Source organism: Vagococcus lutrae (genome assembly GCF_003987555.1).
In the GTDB taxonomy this organism is placed as follows: domain Bacteria; phylum Bacillota; class Bacilli; order Lactobacillales; family Vagococcaceae; genus Vagococcus_A; species Vagococcus_A lutrae.
On sequence record NZ_NGJW01000013.1, the window covers coordinates 12,543 to 36,858 of the forward strand.

The 24,316-nt window shown below is 37.1% G+C and carries 23 protein-coding genes and 1 riboswitch; of the genes, 21 read left to right on the forward strand and 2 right to left on the reverse strand.

The window, feature by feature from the left end; translation table 11 throughout:
• Nucleotides 1–125: 125 nt before the first annotated feature.
• The 4 genes from CBF33_RS08620 to CBF33_RS08635 all read left to right on the forward strand — a co-directional run bounded on the left by CBF33_RS08620 (nucleotide 126) and on the right by CBF33_RS08635 (nucleotide 5,925).
• Nucleotides 126–2,822: a YfhO family protein gene (locus CBF33_RS08620; RefSeq protein ID WP_170167780.1), complete on the forward strand. Its 2,697-nt coding sequence runs from the start codon at nucleotides 126–128 to the stop codon at nucleotides 2,820–2,822.
• A 14-nt stretch (nucleotides 2,823–2,836) separates the two neighbouring features.
• Nucleotides 2,837–4,414, forward strand: a complete 1,578-nt coding sequence (locus CBF33_RS08625) for a glycoside hydrolase family protein (protein WP_126763425.1) — start codon at nucleotides 2,837–2,839, stop codon at nucleotides 4,412–4,414.
• Between the two features lie 99 nt (nucleotides 4,415–4,513).
• On the forward strand, nucleotides 4,514–5,179 hold the full coding sequence (locus tag CBF33_RS08630; RefSeq protein WP_237662111.1) for an ABC transporter ATP-binding protein: 666 nt from the start codon (nucleotides 4,514–4,516) through the stop codon (nucleotides 5,177–5,179).
• Nucleotides 5,164–5,925 carry an ABC transporter permease gene (locus CBF33_RS08635; protein WP_126763428.1) on the forward strand — a complete coding sequence of 254 codons (762 nt, stop codon included), beginning with the start codon at nucleotides 5,164–5,166 and terminating at the stop codon, nucleotides 5,923–5,925. Before CBF33_RS08630 ends, CBF33_RS08635 begins: the two co-directional genes overlap by 16 nt.
• 41 nt (nucleotides 5,926–5,966) lie before the next feature.
• On the opposite strand, the gene CBF33_RS08640 is transcribed toward CBF33_RS08635, so the two are convergent.
• A complete protein-coding gene (locus tag CBF33_RS08640; RefSeq protein WP_126763430.1) occupies nucleotides 5,967–7,157 on the reverse strand; it encodes a coenzyme F420-0:L-glutamate ligase in 1,191 nt (396 codons plus the stop codon).
• A gap of 128 nt (nucleotides 7,158–7,285) precedes the next feature.
• On the opposite strand from CBF33_RS08640, the gene CBF33_RS08645 reads away from it, so the two are divergent.
• The 11 genes from CBF33_RS08645 to CBF33_RS08695 all read left to right on the forward strand — a co-directional run bounded on the left by CBF33_RS08645 (nucleotide 7,286) and on the right by CBF33_RS08695 (nucleotide 17,565).
• Nucleotides 7,286–8,167: a LysR family transcriptional regulator gene (locus CBF33_RS08645; protein ID WP_126763432.1), complete on the forward strand. Its 882-nt coding sequence runs from the start codon at nucleotides 7,286–7,288 to the stop codon at nucleotides 8,165–8,167.
• 137 nt (nucleotides 8,168–8,304) lie between these two features.
• Nucleotides 8,305–9,105 (forward strand): SDR family oxidoreductase, encoded by an 801-nt coding sequence (locus CBF33_RS08650; protein WP_126763434.1) that lies wholly within the window; start codon nucleotides 8,305–8,307, stop codon nucleotides 9,103–9,105.
• 23 nt (nucleotides 9,106–9,128) lie between these two features.
• Complete coding sequence (locus CBF33_RS08655) at nucleotides 9,129–10,994, forward strand: BglG family transcription antiterminator (protein WP_126763436.1); 1,866 nt, start codon at nucleotides 9,129–9,131, stop codon at nucleotides 10,992–10,994.
• Complete coding sequence (locus CBF33_RS08660; protein WP_126763439.1) at nucleotides 10,994–11,470, forward strand: transcriptional regulator GutM; 477 nt, start codon at nucleotides 10,994–10,996, stop codon at nucleotides 11,468–11,470. Before CBF33_RS08655 ends, CBF33_RS08660 begins: the two co-directional genes overlap by 1 nt.
• A gap of 5 nt (nucleotides 11,471–11,475) precedes the next feature.
• On the forward strand, nucleotides 11,476–12,027 hold the full coding sequence (srlA, locus tag CBF33_RS08665) for a PTS glucitol/sorbitol transporter subunit IIC (RefSeq protein WP_126763441.1): 552 nt from the start codon (nucleotides 11,476–11,478) through the stop codon (nucleotides 12,025–12,027).
• Between the two features lie 21 nt (nucleotides 12,028–12,048).
• Complete coding sequence (srlE, locus tag CBF33_RS08670; protein ID WP_126763443.1) at nucleotides 12,049–13,056, forward strand: PTS glucitol/sorbitol transporter subunit IIB; 1,008 nt, start codon at nucleotides 12,049–12,051, stop codon at nucleotides 13,054–13,056.
• A 21-nt stretch (nucleotides 13,057–13,077) separates the two neighbouring features.
• Nucleotides 13,078–13,434, forward strand: a complete 357-nt coding sequence (locus CBF33_RS08675; RefSeq protein ID WP_126763445.1) for a PTS glucitol/sorbitol transporter subunit IIA — start codon at nucleotides 13,078–13,080, stop codon at nucleotides 13,432–13,434.
• Between the two features lie 11 nt (nucleotides 13,435–13,445).
• Nucleotides 13,446–14,099, forward strand: coding sequence for a transaldolase family protein (locus CBF33_RS08680; protein ID WP_126763447.1), 654 nt, complete (start codon nucleotides 13,446–13,448; stop codon nucleotides 14,097–14,099).
• A 124-nt stretch (nucleotides 14,100–14,223) separates the two neighbouring features.
• Nucleotides 14,224–15,384, forward strand: coding sequence for a YcjF family protein (locus CBF33_RS08685; RefSeq protein WP_126763449.1), 1,161 nt, complete (start codon nucleotides 14,224–14,226; stop codon nucleotides 15,382–15,384).
• Entirely contained in the window at nucleotides 15,374–16,492 is a 1,119-nt protein-coding gene (locus tag CBF33_RS08690) for a YcjF family protein (protein ID WP_126763451.1), read from the forward strand. The genes CBF33_RS08685 and CBF33_RS08690 overlap by 11 nt, the downstream gene beginning before the upstream one ends.
• Before the next feature lie 5 nt (nucleotides 16,493–16,497).
• Nucleotides 16,498–17,565, forward strand: coding sequence for a VanZ family protein (locus tag CBF33_RS08695; protein WP_126763453.1), 1,068 nt, complete (start codon nucleotides 16,498–16,500; stop codon nucleotides 17,563–17,565).
• A gap of 56 nt (nucleotides 17,566–17,621) precedes the next feature.
• Here the strand turns inward: CBF33_RS08695 and CBF33_RS08700 are convergent, their stop codons facing one another.
• Nucleotides 17,622–18,248 (reverse strand): NAD(P)-dependent oxidoreductase, encoded by a 627-nt coding sequence (locus CBF33_RS08700; RefSeq protein ID WP_126763455.1) that lies wholly within the window; start codon nucleotides 18,246–18,248, stop codon nucleotides 17,622–17,624.
• 125 nt (nucleotides 18,249–18,373) lie between these two features.
• Between CBF33_RS08700 and CBF33_RS08705 the strand changes: the two genes are divergently transcribed.
• The 6 genes from CBF33_RS08705 (at nucleotide 18,374) to CBF33_RS08730 (ending at nucleotide 24,298) form a co-directional block, all read left to right on the forward strand.
• Entirely contained in the window at nucleotides 18,374–18,727 is a 354-nt protein-coding gene (locus CBF33_RS08705) for a winged helix-turn-helix transcriptional regulator (protein WP_202585074.1), read from the forward strand.
• 80 nt (nucleotides 18,728–18,807) lie between these two features.
• A riboswitch (purine riboswitch) is annotated at nucleotides 18,808–18,905 on the forward strand.
• 88 nt (nucleotides 18,906–18,993) lie between these two features.
• Complete coding sequence (locus CBF33_RS08710) at nucleotides 18,994–19,584, forward strand: xanthine phosphoribosyltransferase (protein ID WP_126763457.1); 591 nt, start codon at nucleotides 18,994–18,996, stop codon at nucleotides 19,582–19,584.
• A complete protein-coding gene (locus CBF33_RS08715; RefSeq protein ID WP_126763459.1) occupies nucleotides 19,577–20,899 on the forward strand; it encodes a nucleobase:cation symporter-2 family protein in 1,323 nt (440 codons plus the stop codon). Before CBF33_RS08710 ends, CBF33_RS08715 begins: the two co-directional genes overlap by 8 nt.
• Nucleotides 20,900–21,057: 158 nt before the next feature.
• A complete protein-coding gene (locus CBF33_RS08720; protein ID WP_126763509.1) occupies nucleotides 21,058–22,488 on the forward strand; it encodes a PTS transporter subunit EIIC in 1,431 nt (476 codons plus the stop codon).
• A gap of 61 nt (nucleotides 22,489–22,549) precedes the next feature.
• Nucleotides 22,550–23,158 (forward strand): flavin reductase family protein, encoded by a 609-nt coding sequence (locus CBF33_RS08725; RefSeq protein ID WP_126763461.1) that lies wholly within the window; start codon nucleotides 22,550–22,552, stop codon nucleotides 23,156–23,158.
• Nucleotides 23,159–23,308: 150 nt separating this feature from the next.
• Nucleotides 23,309–24,298 carry a LacI family DNA-binding transcriptional regulator gene (locus CBF33_RS08730; protein ID WP_126763463.1) on the forward strand — a complete coding sequence of 330 codons (990 nt, stop codon included), beginning with the start codon at nucleotides 23,309–23,311 and terminating at the stop codon, nucleotides 24,296–24,298.
• Nucleotides 24,299–24,316: the final 18 nt, after the last annotated feature.

Consider the following 24,316-nt stretch of genomic DNA (forward strand, 5'->3'; position numbering starts at 1 on the left):
TAGATAAAAAATAAATAGATAACTAAAAAATTAGATTCAATGATTTAATAAAAGGTTTAAATTCATTGATATATAGGTTATATTAAAGAATGAATAAAAAGATAAATAAAAAGGGTGGTTTATTAATGGAAAGACCTAATAGAGAGAATATTTTTTTAAAATATATAGGTTTATTTTTTGTTATCACTTTAGTGATATATCTTCCCTATATATTGAATCAGAAAAGTCTTATTGGCGTTTATGATGGCTTATCTCAACATTATGTAGCATTAGGAAATATCAAAGAGTTTGGGATGAACATTTTAAAAGGTAACTCATTAGCAATTTGGGACTGGAGCATAGGGATAGGTGCTGATAAAGTTCAAAGCTATAGTTATTATGGTATTGGGGACATCTTTTCTTATATAGCTTTATTTTTTAATAATATGGAAGTAGCTTTTAATGTCATGATGTTGAGTAAGGTATTTTTTGCGGGATTGGGAATGCTAATTTTTTTAAAAAACAAACAAAAGTATTCTGATATTGCATTATTATCAGGGGTGTTAGTTTATACTTTTTGTGGCTACGTTATACATGGCTCTGTTACTCATCCAATGTTTTTGACACCTATGGTTATTCTTCCATATTTCTTATACAGTATAGATGCATTTTTATCTAATAAACATCCTTATTTAGTTTCAATAGTATTATGTTGGGCGTTGATTAGTAACTTTTATTTTGCGTTTTTTATTATTTTATTTGGTGCTATTTATTTTCTTCTCGAAAACTATCTGTCTGAGGACTCTATTCGGGATAAAAATATGAGGTTTTTAAAGATTATTCCTTATCTGATTTTGGGGTTGGGTATGTCCGCATTATTTTTTGTCCCAGCTGTATATGCGTTCATTCACTCTACAAGGGCTGATGTCCCCTTTGCTAATGGAATAAAATATTACCCACTTGATTACTATGTTAATTTGTTTAAGGCATTTATACATCCTCCGAAGTTCAGAGAATTTGATTTTCATGGAGGATATGCAATAATTTTTGTCCCAGCTGTTCTGCAGTCATTATATCATTTTAAACAAAATATCAAATTAAACATAGGATTGATAATAGGGTTAGTAGGTTTAATGTTCCCATATATCTCAGCGGTTATAAACGGATTTAGTACTCCATCTTTGAGATGGACGTTTATGTTTGCTTTGTTATTCGCTGTGGCTACTACAAACTTCATAATGTCAATGAATGAAAAAGAAAAATTAACACGAGTTGAATTTGTCTTTCTAGTAACTTTTACTTCAATGTTTGGAATTATAGCAATATTAGGTACAGAATTAAGCTTTTACAAGAATATTTATGATTTGATGTTAGTAGTCGTATTGTTTATAATTATTTTTATTCTGTATAGCGTTTATAATGCGAACCTTAAAGTGTCAACAGCTAGTTATATGTTGTTTATACTAATAATATTTAATGTCACAATTAATGGAAATTATTACCATCATCCTGAGGGTGTTGGCTATGTCAATGCCCATATCACAAGCGGAGAAGCATCCAATCTATATAAGGAATACTTTGCTCAACGGGAGTTAGAATTAAACATAAAATCTAATGATTTTCAACGAATATCTATGACTAGTGATTATGGAAAAGGAAGCCAATCAATAGATAGGATGAACGTCGGAGATTTTTTAGATGTTAACATGCTAAGTTCTTATTATAGTTTACAAAATGAACATCTAGGAGCGTTTTCGTCAGCGATGGGTAATAAGCAGGCAACCTTGGCTGAGCCTATTAAACAATTGGATAACCGCACTATTTTAAATAATTATTTAGGCGTTAGCTATATATTTGCGAGAAAGGGAATATCCGATAATGTTCCAGTATTGTATAAACAATATAGAGAAAATGAAAAAGCTGTTTCTATTTATAAGACTGATACTAATTTCCCGTTGATTTACACAATGGAAACACAATTCAAAGAACAAAACGATGGAAATCCACTCCTAGAAGAAACAAAATTAACTCAAGGGACTATTGTTCCAGAATTGCTAGATGAAGTAAAGACTGGAAAAGTTAATCAATCATCTTTAATGACTGTTAAGAGTCAGGAGATTCGGCACATTAAAGCGAATCATTATCAAGTGGATTTTAATTTAAAAAATAATGAGACTGATATGCAAGAAGTCTACATAGTATTAAAAGGAATGAAGATAAAAAATCCAGATTTCAAACGCAGTAGTGAATTACGGTCAAATCTGAATCAATGGCAATTTCAGCCAACAGGAAGCACTATTAATATTAGAAGTGCAGATGATGACTTAGCAGATTTTTATGAGTATAGTCCATTAAACATCTCATCATTTAATCCACATGAAGATCTTTTACTCAGATTAAATGATGAAAAAATAAAAGAAGGAAATAATACGCTTGATATTTTTATTAGTGGAAATCGTGAAGTTTCTTTTGAAGCAATAAAAATTTATAAAAGAAGTTTTGATAAACGTTTATTGAATGATATGTTGGATATTCAAGAGAAAGGTATAAAGGATTTACAGATCATGGGAGATGCTATAACAGGAAAAATATCAACATCTGCGCATAGTATTTTAACAAGTTCAATCCCTTATACTGCGGGTTGGAAACTTAAGGTTGACGGTGTAGAAACACCCATTATGAAAGTGAATTATGGGTTTGTAGGAGCAAAAATTGAAGATGGAGAGCATGAAATTGAATTGACTTATCAATCTCCTTGGCTGATGCAAAGCCTTTTAATAAGCATTTCTTCTATCATCATGTGTATTGTATTAATAATAAAGATAAACTTTTTAACTAAGTAAGAAAGAGGTAAAGCATGAAAAAAAAGTTTTTAGCTATCTTAGCTGTGTGTTTACTACTAGCAGGCTGTCAAAAGATATCAAAACAGGATGTTATAACAACAGAGGCTGAGGATATTTCTGTAAAGTTTAATCAAGTCAATAGTGAAGAAAGAAATAATCCTGATTTAAAAGAATTTGATATGTCCAACTTAAAGCACGGAAGATACAAACTCAAATCTGAGGTCCCTCAACATGTAAAAATCCTGTTGGGAACATCTAATTATGTTCAGCCTTTTGAACTAGATAAAAATGGTTTTATTACATACTTAGAAGATGGTATGACTATTCAAGTGGAAAATGGAGATTATTTTAGTTTAGAATATCTAGGAGAAGATATAACTTATAAATATGATAATGTAAGAAATGGCGATTTTTATCCAGGGCTTTATTATGAGGATAAAGAGGAATTTCCTTATGGAAGATATATTCTAAAAAATAATAGTGAGGAACCTTCAATAATTTACCATGGAACATATGGATCTGTGACTAGAGATATTATAGGGCCAAATAGTTATAAACAAGTTGAAATATATGGAAAAGATCGTATTCAAGTTGATACCAAAGATTCTGTTCAAGTTCGTAGAATGCCTGATAGAAACTCTACCGAGCGTCTATTCTTGCCTACTGCCTATGGTAACATAGATGTTATTCATCCTTCGGTTGTAAAATTAAAAAAACCTATAAATGGGTATGCGTATTGGCTAGCAGGTACCCCATTTTACAAATCAAATGCAGCTGAAGAGAATCCGCATATTTATGCTAGTAAAGATGGCATTCAATGGGAAGTTCCAGAAGGTTTAACTAATCCTATTGATGATAAACCAGGAAAAAAAGAAGATTTATCACGTTATAATTCTGACACACATTTAATATATGATGATAGTAGCGAAACTTTATTATGTTTTTATCGAGAATATGATGGAAGCAAGGATAATAAGGCCAATATCATTTATAGAGAAAGTAAAGATGGTGTTAACTGGTCAGATGAAACGATTATTTATAATGGACCACAAGTTTTATCTCCAGCTATTATAAAGGAAGATAACAAATACCGTATGTATTTTGTGAATGAAAAATATCAGGTGATAGAAATAGAGTCTACTGATAGAATGAAACAATGGACGGAAGAGCGTATTATTGAAACAATATATTCGGAGGGAAATTTACATAACTGGCATTTAGATGCTCAAAAAGAGAATGACGGAAAATATGGATTGTTGATATCATCTTTTCTGGCGGATGAAAATCGTCAAGCAATGGATGTTGGGAGCACAACACCTAATCGACAAACGATGTCACTATACTATGCTCAATCTGAAGATGGTTATGAGTTTTCAGAATTTAAGAAAGTACTGACACCACGTCCTGACTCTAGTCATTGGGATAATAGAGGGCTATATCGAAGTTGTTATATTATGGATGGCGATAAATACATTGTTTATTATACGGGGTTCTCTACAACTGGGAGAAAAGGAACAGGTATCAGTTATGGTGAAAATATGGATGACTTACAAGGTTTAGACAGTTCGCACTTGGATGATTTTTATAAATAGAGTCTATCGAAAATAAATGTTAATATAGTTATAGTAAACACTATCATGAATGTAGAAAGTTTATGATAGTGTTTTTTATATAACAGGGGAGTGACACATGTGGAAAGTATACTAACGTTAAACCATGTCAGTTTCAGCGTGCCTGAAAAAGACATATTGAAAGATGTACAACTAACTATTAAACCGGGCGATTTTATCACTATTTATGGGCCTTCCGGAAGCGGAAAGTCTACTCTATTAAAACTGATTGGGACATTATTAACCCCAACTGCAGGTGAAATTCAGTATAAAGGTCAAGCCGTAAGTGAGTTACCAATTACCGAGTATCGTCAGGCAGTTTCGTATGTTTTTCAATCACCACAGTTATTTGGTGAAACGGTATTAGATAATCTTTCTTTTCCTTACGAGATTCGTCAAAAAGAATTTGATAAAGACCGTGCGTTAATGCTTTTAAAAGAGGTACAACTAGATGAATCGTATTTAAATAAAGCCATCACGGAGTTGTCTGGTGGCGAAAAACAACGAATTGCGCTAGTACGTCATCTGTTGATATTACCTGATGTTTTGTTACTAGATGAGATTACGAGTGCATTAGATGAGGCGAATCGTTTACATGTACAAGCCTTTATCAAACGCTTGCAAGAAGAAAAAGGATTAACCGTCTTATGGATTACACATCAGCCACAAGAGTTAGAACAAGCAAATCGCCATATTGAAGTGGTTGATGGAATCGTGAAGGAGGTAGAAGTATCGTGGGAAATTTAGAGATTTCAAATACGTCATTGGCATTTGCGACGGTTTTAATTGCAGTTGCCTTAGTCATTGATTATAAAGAGCAGTTAGGATTAGGAAAAGATATTTTTATTGCGGCGATTCGTGCGGTTATTCAATTATTCATTATTGGCTATGTTTTAAGTGCGATATTCAAAGTGGATAATTTATGGGTGACACTAGCCATGGTGTTGTTTATTGTAGTCAATGCAGGGATTAATGCTGGGAAACGAGCGGAAGGGATAGAGGGAGCTTTTCAAATCTCGCTGATTGCTATTGGAGCCGGGACTTTTCTGTCGTTGTTTATTTTATTTATCACCGGGACATTAGAATGGACTCCTTCTCAAATTGTACCGATTACGGGGATGATTGCGAGCAATGCGATGACCGCGGTAGGTGTTGGTTATCGTCAAATGCGGTCGCAATTTAATGACCAACGTCAACAAATTCAAGAGAAATTAGCCTTAGGAGCGAATTTAAGACAGGCTTCTAATCCTATTATTCGTGAGAGTATAAAGGGAGCAATGGCACCAAGTATTGACCGTACCAAAACAGTTGGGCTAGTAAGTTTGCCAGGGATGATGTCTGGTTTGATGTTTGCAGGAATTGATCCGACGATGGCTATTCGCTATCAGATTGTGGTAATGTTTATGCTCATTGCGACGACAGGGTTTTCAACAATGATTGCTAGCTACTTAGTATACAAGAAGTTTTATAATGAACAGTGGCAATTAAAATAAGAAAAGACGATAAGCAAACCTACTTGCTTATCGTCTTTTTATTAATTTGTATAGTTATCAAAATAACCTTTAATGTAAACGAATGGTGTTCCTTTATCGCCACTTCCTGATGTTAAATCAGAGAGAGAGCCAATTAAGTCTGTAAGACGACGAGGTGTAGTACCTTGTGCTTCCATAGCGCCGACTAAGTCTTCGTCTTTGTTTTGAATGTACTCAGAGATAGCTTCTTGTAAAGCTTCTCCACGTAAATCAGCGAAGTTATTATCCGCTAGATATTTTAGCTTGACTTCGTTAGGTGTTCCTTCTAATCCAGCCGTATAAGCTGGGGAAACGACAGGATCAGCAAGTTCCCAAATTTTTCCAACAGGGTCTTTAAAAGCACCGTCACCGTAAACCATCACTTCGACGTTTTTACCTGTTAATTCAGCCAACTTAGCTTGGATTCCGTCGACAAGTGGTTGTGGGTTATTTGGGAATAGTTTGACGCTATCTTCTGTTGATTTGTTAGACCCAAGTAAGCCGTATTGTTCGTTATAACCACTACCGTCAATTGGAGCAGCTAAGATATCGTCCATTGCGAATACTTTTTCTGCGCCGTTTTCATTTAAAATACGTTTAGTACGGAAACGTGAATGAATATCACATGTTAAAACACTCTTAGTGTAATCTAAAATTGTTTTGGCATTATTTGAGAAGATGACTTCACACTCTGCACCTTCAGCTTCGATTAATGATTTATAGTAATCAATATAGTCAACGCCTGTAAAAGTATGTTTTTGATAGCCGAAATGTTGACGAAACTCAGCTTCTGTTAACACATCAGTCCAAGGGTTGATGCCTTTTTTATCTAAATCTTCTAAGTCAACTAAGTGGTTGCCAACTTCATCTGAAGGATAGCTTAGCATAAGGACCACTTTTTTCAAACCACGTGCCATACCACGTAAAACGATTGAGAAGCGGTTACGACTTAGGATTGGGAAGATAATCCCTACAGTGTCGTCACCAAATTTCGCAGCAACATCGGTCGCGATGTGGTCAACGGTTGCGTAGTTTCCTTGTGCGCGGGCAACGATTGATTCTGTAATTGTGACAATGTCACGATCTTCGATTTCAAATTTTTCCATTTTAGAGGCAGCTAATACAGTGTCCACGATAAGTGTTTCTAAATCGTCCCCTTGATTAATGATAGGGCCGCGTAGACCTCGTACTGTTGTTCCGACGATTCTTTCCAATAGTCTCTCTCCTTCAGTGTGAATGTTCGGCATTCAACACAATAAGTTTTATTACTTGTTTACTATACACTAAAAACATGGTATAAGTAAAATTAATAGTATTAATATAGGGTATAAGGAGAGGTTATATGATAGGGAAATTAGATTTGTATCGCATCTTTCAAGTTGTCAGTCAAAATAAAAGTTTTTCCAAAGCAAGTCAAGAACTATTTATGACACAGTCTGCTGTTAGTCAGAGTATTTCAAAGTTGGAAATGGAATTGGGTGTGACGCTCTTTTATCGCACGCCTAAAGGGGTAACACTCACGCAAGAAGGAGAGATGCTTGAATCATACACACGTCAAGCATTGACAACCATTCGTGCGGCAGAAGACCGTTTGTTAGACTTTCAAGAAATGAAGACAGGAGAATTACGTTTAGCGGTGGGAGATACAATTGCTCGGTATGTTTTGCTTCCTTATTTAGAAACCTATCACAGTCAATACCCTCAAATAAAATTAAAAATTCTCAACGGGACAACGGCGGAAATTATCGCTTATATTAAGGCGGGAGAGGCGGACGTTGGGTTGTGTCATTTGCCTATCGAAGAGTCGCAAATGGAGATTTATCCGTTTAAAGAAATTCACGATGTGTTTATTACTAGTTCTAGTAGCAACCTAGCCTTAGATAAAAAGTGGTCGTTTCAGGCTGTGGCGGATTTACCGCTTATCTTATTGGAAAAGCAATCAAACTCGCGAACTTATGTTGACCAGTTTATGACAAGTCGTGGCGTGACATTAAAACCCGTCATAGAGTTAGGTTCCTATGATTTAATTACAGAATTTGCCAAAATTAATTTAGGGATTTCTTGTGTTGTGCAAGAATTTGTAGAAGAATACCTTGAAAAAGGCATCGTCAAAAAGCTCCCTTTATTAGAAGAAATTCCACCACGTCATATTGGCGTCATTCATCTTAAAAATATGCCGCTACCTCAAGCTGCACATGTCTTTATTGATCGTCTTAAAAAGTGAGTTATTTGTATAAAATAACTCACTTTTTTTAGATTAGTTCACAAAATTGTATTGTCATCTAAAAATAACTGTATTAAACTCACTCCAGAGCTTCTTTATACTGTGAGTATATCATTCAGTAGAAAGGAAGCGTTAGCGTGGAAGATTGGTTAGGAATTGCAGGCAAAGTAGTGATAGTGACAGGAGGATCATCAGGAATCGGTGCAGCTGTTGTTCACTCTTTATTAGAACAAGGGACATGTGTGGTTAACGCGGATTTGAATCCAAGTCAAGATGAGCATGAAAACTTAATGTTTGTGAAAACAGACGTAACATCACTTGCTGATGTGAAAAATGTGGTAGCACAAACGAAAGAACGTTTTGGACGTCTTGATGGAGTCGTCAATAATGCTGGTATCAATATCCCTCGTTTACTTGTCGATGCAAAAGAACCAGAGAGTCAATTTGAGTTGTCGGAAAAGGTATTTGATAAGATGTTTGCTATCAATCAAAAAGGGGTTTATTTAATGTCACAAGCAGTCGGACGTGAGTTAGCAGCTCAACAGTCTGGTGTCATTATTAATATGTCCTCTGAAAGTGGATTAGAAGGTTCGGAAGGTCAAAGTGCGTATGCCGCTACGAAAGCAGCAGTTAATAGTTATACACGCTCTTGGGCAAAAGAGTTAGGAAAACATCATGTCCGTGTCGTTGGGATTGCTCCAGGAATTATGGAGGAAACTGGATTAAGAACCATTGAATATGAAACAGCTTTAGCTTACACACGTGGTATCACGGTTGAAAAATTGCGTGAAGGATACAGCAGTACGTCAACAACACCGTTAGGAAGAAGTGGTAAGTTAACAGAAGTAGCAGATTTAGTGTGTTACTTATTATCAGATCGTGCAAGTTATATTACAGGCGTTACCTATAATGTGGCTGGAGGTAAAACACGCGGCTAAGACATGATTAAGGAGGAACAATTGTGTCTTTAACAAACAAGTGGTATGAAATTTTAAATATCTTATTAGTCAAACGTCGCGTAACAGTAGAAGAATTGATGACCTTGACAGACTTGTCTAAACAAACGTTACGCAAAAATATTCAACTGCTCAATGACCGTTTACAAGAAACGGCTCAAATCGTAGAAGAAGGTAAATATTTTGAGTTGAAAGTCGCTCACCTAGACCGGTTTCAATTAATCATGTCAGGTAAGTTGAAAAAAGAAACGGATTTTAACTCAGCGGGTAAACGAATGGCTTACATCATTCGAGCGTTAATCGATGCACCTGATTATATTCTAATTGATGATTTGTGTGACGAGTTACAAGTCAGTCGAGGGACTGTCAATAAAGATATGCGGGAGATTAAAAAAGCAATTGGGCCATATGGTGTAAAAATCGTCGGGATACCCAATAAGGGGATGCAGATTGTCGGCGATGAGTTTCACTTTCGTCTTGTCGTTTTGAAATTTGTTTATGATTATTACAGTGATGATTATCCGTTGACGCGTGATACGTTACAGTGGGCGGATAAATTAGCGAAATATTATAAACTAGATCAAGTGACGCTAGCTTTATTAAAAAAGGTAATAGGTGTCAGTGTTCATCGTATTTTGAAAACGAATCCAATGACGCAGCCTATTGCTTATTATAAAAACTTTGAATATCAGACTCCGATACTAGAGGACTTTATGATTTTTGTTGAAAAAGAATATCGACTAACATTGGGGCGTTATGACCAAGACTTTTTATCTTTTCCAGTTAATACGAGAACGACAGCGATGGTTTCAGATGCAAGTATGAAACAGCATGAAGCAGATGTGCGTGAGATTTTTGATGAGATGATGTTAGAAATTCAAAACAATTTTATGACGAAAATCGATGAAGAAGCGTTATTTGAAGCGATGAAGTATCATTTAATGTTCATGTTAAATCGAATTATCTTTCATATAGATGTGTACGATTTGTTTATGGATGAGATTCAATTGAAGTATCCTTTTTCATTTGAGCTAGCTAAAGTTGCAATGAAAGCGGTTGAAGATGATTTAATGGTCACCGTCCATGAAGTAGAAATAAGTTATCTTGCCATTTATTTCGAATTAATTATGCAAAAGAAAAAAGGGCGTAGTCAAGATAAAAAAGTCGCAATTGTGTGTAGCACGGGGCGAGGTACGGCTACTTTAATTCACCGTCAATTAAGAGAGGTCTTAGGTGCCGACGTTGAAATCGTCCAGTATTCCGAAACGGATTATTTAGAGATTGATAGTGCGGAGTATCTCGCTATTTTTAGCACGTTACCTTTGGAAAGTCGAAATGGTAAGCCAGTGATACAGATTACCAATCTATTTGATAACGAATTGTTAATAAAAGAATGGCGTAAATTAGATGAGCAGCGATTGTTGACTAAAGATATTGTCGATTTTTCATTTGTTATTTTAGACAGTCAGAAAAGTTACTTGGAGAATGTCGCCACGATGATTGAAGAATGGATAGAAGTAGAGAAGCTAGCTCCTGAATTTATGCCGTTGTGGCAAGAGCGAGAGCGTCGCCAAACGACGATTTTTGATCAAGGAATTGGTTTTCCACATACGATTAATAAAGGGTCAAATGAAATTGTTTTTCGAATAGGTGTATTCCCTGAGAAGATTCATGAAGGAAAACAATATGTAAAAATCGTATTTTTAGTGGGGATACCAGAGTACATTAACGATGAGATTGAAAAAACATTGATGGCCATTTATGACTTGATTTTTTCAATTGGGCAAAAGAAGGAATATGTCGCGCAGATTAGTCAGTGTCAAAGTCGCGAAGACGTTTTGGCGTTTTTAATGAGAGAGGAGCTAAGTTAATGCCATTTATATATGTATTTGGAATTGTTGCAGTATCGGCTTATTTATTACAAGGATTTCTTGGCTTTTTACAAATTAAACACTTTACGAAAGTTTATGGTGAAATGCGCCGCAAAGGACGTGTCGCGATTGGACGTAAATCAGGTAAATTTAAAGCGGGAACCATTGTCATGATTGCCATAGATGAAGCGGCGAATATCTTGGAAGTGAAAAAAATTCAAGGAACGACCGTCTTAGCTAAATTTAAAGATATTAAGGGATTGGAAGGGATGTCGATTACAGAATTGACGCCAACCTTGCCGATTTTAGCGAAAGAAAACAAATTGACGCAAGCAACCGTTATGGATGCCGTACAGACGTATCAAAAAGTGATGAATGGTGAGGTTATTGAAACGCCACCGACACCGATGATGTCGATGAGAAATCAAGCGATGATGATGAAATACAGTCTACAAAATAAATTTAAAAGGAGTTAAAGACAATGATTTATATTACAAAGTTTGCAGAAGGGTTTATGAACCTGTTCCAAACAGGTGCCGAAACGTTTATTAGTTGGGTCACGGGAATTGTTCCGGTCGTATTAATGTTATTAGTTTTAATGAACACACTGACAGCGATGTTAGGGGAAGAGCGTGTAACGAAAATTGCTAAAGCGTCATCCAAAAACGTGTTTACTCGTTATTTGATTTTGCCTTTTGTAGCAACATTCATGTTAGGAAACCCTATGTCATTTACACTAGGACGCTTTTTACCAGAGTTTTATAAGCCAAGTTTCTACGCAGTAACAGCACAAGCTAACCACACAAGTAATGGTCTTTTCCCACATATTAACCCAGGCGAGTTATTTATCTATCTTGGAGTAGCACAAGGGATTACGACACTTGGTTTAAATCAAATGGATTTAGCAGTTCGCTATTTATTAGTCGGATTAGTGATGAACTTTGTAGGTGGTGTGGTAACCGACTATACGACAAAATATGTGTGTAAACAACAAGGCACTACGTTGAGCAAAGAAACAAAAGTCATTCATTAATTAAAAAGGAGCGTATCAATCATGAGCCAATATAGAAGTATAAAAATTAAAAAAGGATCAGGCGGATATGGTGGTCCCTTAATCGTGACACCGACTGAGAAGAAAAATAAGTTTATTTATGTAACAGGTGGCGGAGAGCGTCCAGCGATTGTAGATAAAATTGAAGAATTAACAGGCATGGAGTCAGTCAATGGCTTTAAAACATCTATTCCAGATGACGAAATTGCCTTAGCAATCATTGATTGCGGTGGTACATTGCGTTGTGGTATTTATCCGCAAAAAAATATCCCAACCATTAATATTGTCCCAACAGGCAAAAGCGGTCCTTTAGCGAAATATATTACGGAAGATATTTATGTATCCGCAGTAGATTTAGCGCAAATTTCGTTACTTGATGAAGAAGAAGCAACTAGCACAAAAGCAGCCGCTTCAGATGAAGTGAAAGCAGAAGCTACGCCAAAATACGATACAAATAAAAAACTAACAGAGAGTATGAACAAACCTGGTTTAGTGGCACGTATCGGTATGGGAGCTGGGAAAGTCGTTGCAACTTTTAACCAAGCAGCACGTGAGGCTGTTCAAACAGTTATCACAACGATTTTACCGTTTATGGCCTTTGTGGCATTGCTTATTGGGATTATTCAGGGGTCAGGAATCGGAGATGTTTTCGCTAAGATTATGGCGCCACTTGCTGGTAATATCTGGGGCTTGATTATTATCGGATTTATCAGCTCACTACCATTTTTATCACCATTATTAGGACCTGGTGCTGTCATCGGACAAGTGATTGGGACGTTGATTGGGGTAGAAATTGGTAAAGGAAATATTCCGCCACAATTAGCGTTACCTGCGTTATTTGCGATTAATACGCAAAATGCGTGTGACTTTATCCCTGTTGGATTAGGACTTGAAGAAGCTGAACCAGAAACGGTAGAAGTTGGGGTACCTTCTGTCTTGTATTCTCGTTTCTTAAATGGTGTTCCTCGTGTCGTAGTAGCTTGGTTAGCAAGCTTTGGTTTATATAGTTAAAAAAGAAAGTTGGAATGGAAAATGGAATTATTGACAACAACAATTAAGAGTATCGGCTCTCAAGCCCACATGTTTGAAGAAGAAAACATGCTTATATTATTCGGTGACAATGCGCCTGGTGATTTAAAGGATTTTTGTTACATTATTGACGTGAAACCTCTTGCTTCAGAAATTGAAACAGGCATGACACTGTCGATTGACAATCAAGCGTATACGATTACAGCAGTGGGAGATGTTGTCACTAAGAATTTAAGCGATTTAGGCCATATAACCATTAAGTTTGACGGCAAAACAGCGGCAGATTTACCGGGAACTTTGCACGTTCAAGGTGCTGCTTTCCCAGTGATTGAGGCAGGCGCAACATTAACCATCTCATAGGAGGGGTAACGATGTATCTTGATACAGCAAATATAGACCAGATAAAAGAGTTACAGAGCTATGGTTTCTTAAAAGGTGTGACGACCAATCCGACATTACTTGCGCGTGAGAAACGTCCGCGAGTGATACAACTTAAAGCGATTGCGCAACAATTAAAACCAGAAATGACACTGTTTATTCAACTGGAAGGATTAAGCCACGAGGCATTGTATCAAGATTTTTTACAGTTGGAAGCGACGTTTTCTAAAGTCAATCGGTGCTATAAAGTGGCGTTAAATGAAGCAGGCTTACAGACGATTGCTAGCATTAAGCAGTCACACCCTGAAACCTCTCTTTTAGCCACAGCCATTTATTCAGCTGAACAAATGTATTTAGCAGCATTGGCTGGCTGTCAGTATATCGCTCCTTACGTTAATCGCATGCAAGTCGCAGGGATTGACCCTTATGAAGAAATTCATTTAGCGCGTACATTTATTGACCAAAAAGACTTAACGGCTCAGATTATGGGAGCTAGTTTTAAAAATACTAGACAAATTAAAAAATCGTATCAGGCGGGGGCTCATGTTACGACAGTTGTCCCTGACGTGTTAAAGCAAATGTCTACGCAACCAATTGTAGAACAAGCGATTGCTCAGTTTGAAAAAGATAGCCGTAGTCTTTCGTAATGAAAACAACATCTTTGGCCTAAAAGGTTAAAAGATGTTGTTTTTTTGTCGGAAAAAGGCGTTAGAGTTTATAAAAAAACGCTAGATACGTTATGATAGAGAGAAGAAAGGGGGCATCACTCTTATGAAACAATCATTCAATCCATTATGGCAATTGTGGTTAAAAAACAATGCAAAGAAAAAAGATAGTGACTCAGAAGAATTATTTGACTTGATGAAAGAAGCTTTTAATACCGTGACGATTTTAACAGCTGGCAAGACAGGTGTCGGTAAAAGTACCTTAATCAATACCGTTTTTAGAGAATCTTTAGCGGAAACGGGAGTTGGTAAGCCAGTCACAGCGCATTTAAATTATTATAAAAAAGAAAGTGTCCCTATCGCTTTATATGATACGCAAGGGTTGGAGTTGTCCAATCGCACGCAAAAAAGCGCCATGAAAGAAATTATCGCGAAAGTAGAAGAACTTTATCATCAAGAGGAGCAACGTGTCGACTTAATCTGGTATTGTGTTCACACACAGAGTAAACGTTTAGAAGCGTTAGAAGAAGAATTTATTGCGTCGTTATCGACTTACGCTCCAGTTGTTGTCGTGATGACTCATTATTATGGTACAGACGAAGATGAAACGTTTAAGCTCTATTTAGAAGAAACACTATCAAACGTGCAAGAAGTTGTCCCTGTACTAGCAAAGGAAGTGTCATTAACTTCTGATATACAGTTAAAGGCACACAGTATGCCGTATTTAGTCAGTGTATCAGAAAAACTATTACCTGTTTCTCAGCAACAAGCTTTTGCAAATGGGCAGAAAGTGTCCATCGCTATTAAAACTAAACAAGCCAAACGTGTTGCTGACCGCTATGCTTTAACAGCGGCAGGTGTTAGTACTACGCCGCTTCCGTTTGCTGATGCGACTGCTTTAGTTAGTTTGCAAGTTGTGATGTTAGCGCATCTCACGGTGATTTTCGGTATTTCTGTAAGTAAGTCGCTCGTTCTTGGGGTAAGTTCTGCAGGACTAGGTTCTCAAGGAGCACGTTTGATTGGTAAGTACCTTTCAAGCAGTCTGGCTAAATGGGTGCCAGGGGGCAATGTGACAGCGACGGTTATTAACAGCACAATCGCGCAACAAGTCACGTTAGGATTGGCGACGACTTATACAACGGTACTGACCAAAGTAGCAGAAATGGAACAAGCTGGCCAGACAGTGAGCGAGGAAGAATTGATTCGCCTAACAGAAGAAGCTTTTTCAAAAGACTCTCTAGAAAGTGAGCAAACCGATGAAAACTAAACCGAGTATTTCGCAACCGATGAATATTTTAGTAATGGGTAAAACAGGCGTTGGCAAAAGCACCTTGATTAATGCCATTTTTGGTGAAAGTGTCGTAGAAACGGGCATTGGTCATCCGGTGACCCAACATATCCGAAAAGTTTCAACCGACACTATGCCACTTAACATCTACGATACAAAAGGATTGGAATTAAAAGCGTCCGACCGAACAGCCGTGCTAGAAGAAGTCACGGAGTTAATCGTCCACTTATCTGAAATGAATAAAGAAACAGACTATTTGCACATGGTTTGGTATTGTATCAACGCACAGACGCATCGACTAGAGACAGAAGAAATTAGTTTGATTGAAACGCTAGTACGTGACTTACCCGTGGTAGTGGTGGTAACCCAATCATATGGTGATACGGCACAAGCGTTTATAGAAGAAGTGAATGAACAATTAACTCATCTCGAAGTTCCGATCGTGCCAGTTTTGGCAACACCTTTAAAATTTGCTGGTTTTGAATTACCTTCGTCAGGTTTAGAAACATTAATAGATGTTACCGACGATTTATTGCCAAAAGCTATGAGTCGTTCATTTATCAACGCACAAAAAGTGCATTTACAAAAGAAACTAGCAGCGGCAAATCAACTGACAAAAGGTTATTTGGCGGCGACATTTACGACCAGTTTTGTTCCCATACCGTTTGCCGATGCCGTTGCATTAGTGCCGATACAAGTGGCCATGTTAGCGCAAATTACAAAAGTGTTTAACTTTCCGATTAAAAAAAGTGTTTTGACGTATTTAGTTTCAGCATTGATTGGGACTAGTTTGACAACGATGATTGGACGGTATACAGCCAGTGCCTTATTTAAACTCGTACCAGGCGTAGGAAGTGTGGCAGGTGGCGCTATCAGTGGTGGTGTGGCTGCAGGGATGACACAACTTTTAGCCAGTAGCTATATACATGCTTTAATGTTTGTATCCGAAGAGGCAAAAAATGGTCAACAAATTGCGCCGAAAGAAGTTATTCGTTTAACAAAAGAGTATTACCAAGCCTCTTTTAAAAAAGAAATGAAAAAATGGCAGAAAAAAACCTCTCATTCAGAGGATGAAGGAAAGGAATAAGTGATGTGGAAGTTTATATGACGCCGATTATCGCGGGGATCGTTATGGCGTTTATCATCGCCTATGTGACGTTCGTGCCGGTCATTATTTTGCAATACCGACGTCACGGAGATGTCAGCAAAATTAAAAATTTAGTCGGTTATTCGTTTATTTTATATATGTTATGTGCGTATTTTTTAGTCATCTTACCTCTACCAACGCGAGCAGAGGTGGCTCAGTTAACGACACCGTATTATAATCTCGTCCCGTTTAAATTTTTAGAAGATATTCAGCAACACTCAGGTTTGTCTTTAAGCAATCCTCGCACTTACATAGGTGCACTGAAAAGTCCGAGTGTTTTTACTGTTTTATTTAATATCTTATTAACCTTGCCGTTAGGTGTTTATGGAAAAAAATACTTTCGTTTATCTTTTTGGAAAACGATGTTACTAGGATTTAGTGTCAGTCTGTTTTTTGAATTAACACAGTTGAGTGGTTTGTATGGTATCTATCCTCGACCGTATCGTTTATTTGACGTGGATGATTTATTAATGAATACGTTAGGAGCAGTGGTAGGGTATGGTGTGGGAAAAGTCATGAATCCTTTACTGCCAGAAGAACATTTATCAATTCCAGATCAGCGTATCACCATTCTTCGTCGGTTTTTGGCCTATTATATTGACACACTAGTGATTGGTTTGATTGTTGCGGTGATAAGTGGCGGGTTACAACTAATTGGCCGCCCAATATCAAATGACGGTATCAGTTTGGTAGTTTGGTTTAGTTATTTTGTTTTTTTACCATTGATTTTTTATCAGACAATTGGGCAAGGTGTTTTAAAAATAGAGCTACGCGCAACGACTGGTCATCTTAGTTTGGCAAAACTTTTAAAGCGTGCCTTATTGATGGGGATAGTTGTGAAATTAAATCCTTTGTTAATAGAATACGACTTTTCCTTTGGACAGGGCATAAATGTGGCGGCCTTAGTGATTCAATTAATTTTCATGATAATCTTGCTTAGCCAAGTCGTCCGAAAGAAAGAACAACTATTTTATGATCGATGGAGCAACCTGATCTTAGTGCCTAAAAAATAGAGAAAAAAATCTCGTCTACTTGCTAGACATTCAAATAGACGAGTGACACTTATAATTTAGCCTCTAACTGATAGACGCTTCTGCTGTGGTTGGTTCTCTAGGACAAGTTCGACCATAGCTTTGGCATAGTCAGCATAGCTAATGTAGCTATTACCATTTTCGTCTGTCAGTAAAAGGTCTTCTCCAAAAACATAATGACCAGACTTAGCACCTTCTGCATCAAAGTTTGCTGCGGGACTTAGGTACGTCCATTTGAAGTCATTTTGCATCTCTAGATAGGCTAGGCCATCTCCCATTGCAGCAGCCAAAGGGAAATAATCTGAGGGGAAGTCAGGTGTATCTTTGAGCTGTTGTTGACGGCTTTCATCAACGTATAAACTTCCAGCTCCGCCGACTACCAAGAGATACCCGCCTGTTTCACGTAGTAAATCATGAAGATATTTTAAAGACGAAGTATGTAGTGGTAGTGTTTCAGGTGTCCAAAAACCAGTGGCTAAAACAATAGTGTCAAAAGGTTTTAAATCTTCTGCTGTTAACTGAAATAAATCTTTAAATATGGTGTGTTGAGCCTTTGTTTCATGTGAATGGCGAACGATTGCCGTAACCTCTAAGTTTTTTTTCACTAACTCATTTGTGATTAGACTTCCGACTTTACCGTTTGCTCCAATGACCGCTATTTTCATGTTATCCGCTCCTTTTATTTACTTTTTGTAAGTACATAATAACCATATCGTTTTTTATATTTGTTGTAAAGTACGCACTTTATTGTGTGTTAGTTTCTTAAAAGTAACTAATAGTAAAGAGAGGGGTGAGGATTATACTGCTACCTTCAGAAGAGTGCCCAGTTGAGCTAACATTACAATTGATTGGTAATAAATGGAAATTTTTGATTATTCGTGACTTATTAGAAAAGACACAACGTTTTGGTGAATTAAAAAAGTCATTAGCACCTATTTCCCAAAAAGTATTAACACAAAATTTACGTGAACTAGAAAAAGATGGTTTGATTATTCGTAAGGTTTATCCAGAAGTACCACTTCGTGTTGACTATCGTTTAAGTGAGTTAGGGAAAACACTAGCTCCTGTTTTAGCCATGATGCACGAATGGGGAGAATATTATAAAATAGAAAGAAAGTTAAAAACGAATGATTTACATGTATAAAATTAAAAATGTTTGTTTATTTAAGTTTTTCATATGATTTTCTATTGCGTTTTCATGAAAAGTAGTGCATAATGACAGTATCAATTAAATATACTTTCACTTATATATCGTCGAAATAAGGTCGACAGTCTCTACCTGATACCGTAAATATCAGACTATAAGTTAAAATAAGCGTGTGAAGAAACGTACGCCTTTTTTTGCTTGTAGTCAAAAAAGGTGTACGTTTTTTTTGTCGATAATAAGGGAAAATATCGAAGGAGATTAACATGAAACAGCTGCAAGAGAAAATTTTAAAAGAAGGTACTGTGTTAGCTCAAGGGGTTTTGAAGGTAGACCGCTTTTTAACCCACCAAGTAGATCCTCAGCTCATGGCCGCTATAGGTCAAGATTTTGCGAATTATTTTGCGGAAGAAAAAATTACGAAAGTCGTAACGTTAGAAGCTTCAGGTATTACGCCTGCTGTCTTTACAGCATTGTCACTCGACGTACCAATGATTTATGCACGGAAATCTAAAAGTTTAACATTAAGTGATGAATTGTTAACATCAAGTGTCTATTCGTTTACGAAACAAGTGACAAGTGATATTTCGATTTCACGTCATCTTTTAACAGAAGAAGATACAGTCCTAATCATTGATGACTTTCTAGCCAATGGTCAAGCAGCTAAAGGGTTGATAGAGCTTTGTCAACAAGCAGGGGCAAACGTTGCCGGTTTAGGTATCGTGATTGAGAAGTCCTTCCAAAGCGGACGTCAACTTTTAGAAGACGATGGCATCCATGTTTATTCTCAAGCACGTATTGCGTCATTAGATAACGGTGAGATTACTTTTGTAGAAAAGGAGACTATCCATGGATAAAAAACGAGCAACGCAACAAAATGCTGTGTTAGGTTTACAACATTTATTAGCGATGTATGCCGGAGCTGTAGCCGTACCGTTATTAATAGGTGCCGGTTTAGGATTTAATCAAGAACAAATGACCTATTTAATTTCGATTGATATTTTCATGTGTGGTGTCGCAACATTATTGCAGTTAGTCGTGAATAAAGTCTTTGGTATCGGTTTACCGGTTGTGTTAGGCTGTGCGATTCAAGCTGTTGCCCCTTTAATATTAATTGGTAATAGTCATGGGGTAGGCTCTATGTATGGTGCGATTATGGCATCAGGCGTTGTGGTATTCTTGATTGCTGGTTTCTTTTCTAAAATCAAAAAATTATTTCCACCGATGGTTACAGGTATTGTCATAACTGTTATTGGTTTAACACTTATTCCGGTAGCGATTAGTAAAATGGGTGGGGGCGACCTTTCTGCTGCTAATTTTGGTAGTAGTACATCACTGTTTCTTGCCTTTACGACCATTGCCTTAATCGTAGGGGTTCAGCTGTTTGCGAAAGGATTTTTACGTTCAGTCAGTGTTCTAGTTGGTTTACTTGGCGGAACGTTGCTTGCGAGCTTTTTAGGACAAGTGAACTTGTCGGCAGTGAGTCAAGCACCGGTTTTTCATATGCCACAGCCTTTTTACTTTGGCAAACCGACATTTGATTTAATGCCTATAGTGTTAATGGTGATTATTTCGATCGTGAGCATGGTGGAGTCGACAGGTGTTTACTTTGCGCTAGGTGATATTTTAGACCGTAAGATGACTGAAGATGATTTAAAACGTGGTTATCGTGCAGAAGGATTGGCTGTCCTGTTAGGCGGTATTTTTAATACATTTCCTTATACAGCATTTTCGCAAAATGTCGGCTTAGTTCAATTATCTGGTGTCAAAACCCGTCAGCCTATTTTCTTTTCTGCTATCTTTTTAATGATTCTCGGCCTATTTCCGAAGGTTGGTGCTTTAGCGCAAATCATTCCAGAACCTGTTTTAGGCGGAGGCATGTTAGTCATGTTCGGTATGGTCGCGATTCAAGGGATGAAAATGTTAGCAAAAAATGATTTAAACGACGAAAGAAATCTATTAATTATGACGATTTCAATTGGATTTGGTTTAGGATTCAACATGATTCCAGAACTTTTCCAACAATTGCCTGAAACTGTGCAAATGTTTACTGGAAACGGGATTGTCATCAGTAGTTTGACAGCTGTCGTGTTAAACGCCCTCTGTTTTGGCTTTGAGGATAAAGAAATTTCGCAGCCTGTGATAGAACCAGAAGTAAATGTAACACATTAATAGAGAACAAAAGAGACTAGAATCCCCCACGTTCTAGTCTTTTGTTTTATAATTTAATAAATAAAAAAACAAAAAAACTATCTTTTTTGAAAACAATCGATTAAAATGAACGAGATGTATTCACCAATGAGAATGAAAGTAAAGGGGTGAAATAGGTGATGCAGAAGAATTATAAACAGTGGGTTTTATTATTAGGTGGTCTTGACAATATAGCAGAAATTACGCATTGTACGACACGATTAAGGATTTTAGTTCATTCGATTGAGAAAGTTAATTTAGATGGGTTTCGTCAGGATCCAATGATTATCGAGTCTTTCATTAAAGGCGGTCAAGTGCAGTTGGTCATTGGCACACATGTTGAAAAAATTTATCAAGAATTGATTGAAGTAATGGCAGAGTTAGAATATGAAAAGAAAAGTATGCCTCTAACGAAATCAAGTGAGAAACCTTCATCACAAAGCTGGTTAGTTAAAATGATGATGACCATTTCCAGTTTGTTTGCGCCTTTGATTGGTATTTTAACAGCAAGTGGGTTATTAAAAGGACTGTTAGCCATTAGTGTCGCATCAGGGTGGCTTGCACAAGAGAGTGGTCTTTTTATGTTGCTTTATGCGATGTCAGATGCTGTTTTTTATTTTTTGCCTGTTTTGATTAGTTTATCTGCCAGTAAGCGATTTAAAGTGCCACTTGGTTTAGCAGCTGTTATAGGTTTAGCACTTGTCTATCCAACATTGGCGCCTGCTGCTTTGAAAGTTCATGAGCCTTTAATAGTACTATTTAAAGATACAGTGGCGGAATTGCCAATTTATTTCAAATTATTGGGGATACCATTAATCTTGCCACAATATGCAAACGGTATTTTACCTTCAATTGGTGCTATTTGGTTAGCGTCTAAGTGTTATCCATTCTTTGAAAAGCGCATTCCGCGTTTGTTACAGTCTTTTGTCGTTCCATTTCTTACCCTGATGAGTGTGTTATTCTTAACCTTTTTATTTTTAGGTCCGTTTCTAACTATCATTGGGAATAGTATTGCACTCGGTTTAACGGCTCTTTACGAGTGGCATCCAATAGTTGCAGGTTTTGTTTTGGGTGGTGTCTGGCAATGGTTAGTAGTTATGGGATTACATTGGGCCCTTTTGCCTATCGGATTGTTAAATTTAGGGATTTTAGGCTATGATCCGCTACTCGTTTTAATGACGGGCACTTGGATGGCGCAATCGGCTGCCGTAGCAGGAGTTTTATTAAAGGAAAAATCAAAGGAATTGAACAGTATTGGGATTCCAGCATTGTTATCAAGTCTATTTGGGATAATCGAACCGAGTCTATATGGGATTGTGTTACCACGTAAAAAAGTCTTTTTTGTAACAACCATCGCTTCTGCTAGTGCGGGTATGATTTTAGGTTGGTTAAAAGTCAAAACCTATACAGTAACAGGTTTTGGTTTGTTTTCTTTAGCCGCTTCTATTCATCCTGAGACGGGTATTGGTATAGATTTTTACGGACGTGTTTTAGCGGTTTTAATCGCAGGTGTCATCGCCTTTACAGGTAGCTATTTTGTGACGAAAAAACCGAATACGAAAAGCAAATAAATCGACCTTTTTTCTAGAATAGACTACAATTAATTCGAATTCGAAATAAAGGAGTATATAAATGATTACATTAAAACCAGAAGATTTAAGCACTCAAGATAATTACAAACTACTTGTAGGTTCTGTTATTCCACGTCCGATTGCGCTAGTCACGACGCAATCTGAAGAAGGACTTGTCAATTTGGCTCCCTTTAGTTTTTTTAATGTTGTCAGTTCCAATCCACCTGTTTTATCGCTATCTGTCCAACGCATGAATGGAGAGATGAAAGACACGGCGCGTCATTTGCTGGCAACGAAGGAAGCGGTTCTCCATATTGTCGATCAAGAAAATGTGGCAGAAGCTAACAAGACAGCAGCGACATTACCTGCTGAGATGAGTGAATTGAGCGTTTCAAATTTTGAAACAATTCCTTCAGATGTTGTCCGAGTACCTGCGGTTAAACCAGCGAAAGCGCGTTACGAAACGACTGTTTTAGAGTACGTTCCAGTCAAAAAAGAGGAGATCGTAACAGCCGATTTCTTTTTACTAGAAATTAAAGCCTATCATCTGGATGAGACGATTTACGAAGCGGGTCGTATTAATCCTAAAACGCTAGGAGCAGTAAGCCGTTTAGCTGGAGATAACTACGCTGAGATTGGTAAATTATTTAGTATCGCTCGACCAGAATAATGTCATACTACTTTTAATTCTAAAGAACAAACTCAGCCTGTTCTCTAGAAATTAAAAGTAGTTTTTTATTTTCAAAATAGGATTTTAGCTGTCCTCGGATAAAAAGGGTGGTATGATAAAGAAAAGATAAGATGAGAAAGAGCGACGAATATGAAAAATAAACAGTATTTAACTATACAAGATATTGCTGATTTAGCAGGTGTTTCTAAAAGTACGGTTTCACGTTATTTAAACGGTGGATCAGTAGGGAAAAAGACGCGTCAAAAACTAGAAATTATTATCGACGAGTACGATTATCAACCCAATATGTTTGCGCAAAGCTTGAAAGCAAAACAAAGTAATATTATTGGGGTTGTCGTCCCACGTTTGACGTCATATTCCGTACATGAGTCGTTAAAAGGGATTGACCTTTATTGCGAAGAAAAAGGGTATACGACGTTGATTGTGAATACATATCAGGACAGTCAGAGAGAAATTCAAGCGTTAAAAACATTTGGACAGCAAAATGTTGCAGGAATTATCTTTTACGGCAGGGTGATAACAGAAGAACACCTTGATGTGATAGAAAGAATCGCTATCCCGGTGGTCGTCTTAGGCCAAGAGGCGCGAGATATTCCTTATGTGATATACAATGACTATGAGGCGGGACGTCAAATCGGCCAATACGTTTCACGTATGGGGCATCAAAACGTCTTATACTTTGGGGTGACAGCAGAAGATAAGGCAGTCGGAGTTTCAAGACGTCAAGGAGTTATAGACGGTCTTCAATCTGGAACGAAAGTGGAAGAAGTGAAAACTGGTTTTTCTATAGAAAATGCCTATCAAACAGGTATGCGAGCTCTGTTAAGTACGCAAGCGACTTATGCTATTTGTGCAACAGATAATATTGCACTAGGCGTTTTAAAAGCTGCCCGCCAATTAGGAATAGAAGTGCCAACAGACTTGTCAATCTCTGGGTTTGGTGGTTATGCGATGGGCGAAGCTGTTCATCCAAGTTTAACAACGATTCATTATGATTTTCAAAAAGCAGGGGATTTAGCTGCTCATCAATTATTAGAGGTTATCAATAAGGAACCGTTTTCAAGTCCGGTCGTTGTAGATTGTCATTTAGAAGTGAGAGAATCAACAATTAAACATTAAAAGACTGGACAAACGCTA

What these genes read in the sequence shown, in the direction of transcription:
- srlE (WP_126763443.1), top strand. Translation starts at nt 12,049, where the DNA reads ATGAGCCAATATAGAAGTATAAAAATTAAAAAAGGATCAGGCGGATAT.
- CBF33_RS08645 (WP_126763432.1), top strand. Translation starts at nt 7,286, where the DNA reads ATGATAGGGAAATTAGATTTGTATCGCATCTTTCAAGTTGTCAGTCAA.
- CBF33_RS08625 (WP_126763425.1), top strand. Translation starts at nt 2,837, where the DNA reads ATGAAAAAAAAGTTTTTAGCTATCTTAGCTGTGTGTTTACTACTAGCA.
- CBF33_RS08710 (WP_126763457.1), top strand. Translation starts at nt 18,994, where the DNA reads ATGAAACAGCTGCAAGAGAAAATTTTAAAAGAAGGTACTGTGTTAGCT.
- CBF33_RS08680 (WP_126763447.1), top strand. Translation starts at nt 13,446, where the DNA reads ATGTATCTTGATACAGCAAATATAGACCAGATAAAAGAGTTACAGAGC.
- CBF33_RS08690 (WP_126763451.1), top strand. Translation starts at nt 15,374, where the DNA reads ATGAAAACTAAACCGAGTATTTCGCAACCGATGAATATTTTAGTAATG.
- CBF33_RS08715 (WP_126763459.1), top strand. Translation starts at nt 19,577, where the DNA reads ATGGATAAAAAACGAGCAACGCAACAAAATGCTGTGTTAGGTTTACAA.
- CBF33_RS08730 (WP_126763463.1), top strand. Translation starts at nt 23,309, where the DNA reads ATGAAAAATAAACAGTATTTAACTATACAAGATATTGCTGATTTAGCA.
- CBF33_RS08700 (WP_126763455.1), bottom strand. Translation starts at nt 18,248, where the DNA reads ATGAAAATAGCGGTCATTGGAGCAAACGGTAAAGTCGGAAGTCTAATC.
- CBF33_RS08660 (WP_126763439.1), top strand. Translation starts at nt 10,994, where the DNA reads ATGCCATTTATATATGTATTTGGAATTGTTGCAGTATCGGCTTATTTA.
- CBF33_RS08675 (WP_126763445.1), top strand. Translation starts at nt 13,078, where the DNA reads ATGGAATTATTGACAACAACAATTAAGAGTATCGGCTCTCAAGCCCAC.
- CBF33_RS08620 (WP_170167780.1), top strand. Translation starts at nt 126, where the DNA reads ATGGAAAGACCTAATAGAGAGAATATTTTTTTAAAATATATAGGTTTA.
- CBF33_RS08685 (WP_126763449.1), top strand. Translation starts at nt 14,224, where the DNA reads ATGAAACAATCATTCAATCCATTATGGCAATTGTGGTTAAAAAACAAT.
- CBF33_RS08720 (WP_126763509.1), top strand. Translation starts at nt 21,058, where the DNA reads ATGCAGAAGAATTATAAACAGTGGGTTTTATTATTAGGTGGTCTTGAC.
- srlA (WP_126763441.1), top strand. Translation starts at nt 11,476, where the DNA reads ATGATTTATATTACAAAGTTTGCAGAAGGGTTTATGAACCTGTTCCAA.
- CBF33_RS08725 (WP_126763461.1), top strand. Translation starts at nt 22,550, where the DNA reads ATGATTACATTAAAACCAGAAGATTTAAGCACTCAAGATAATTACAAA.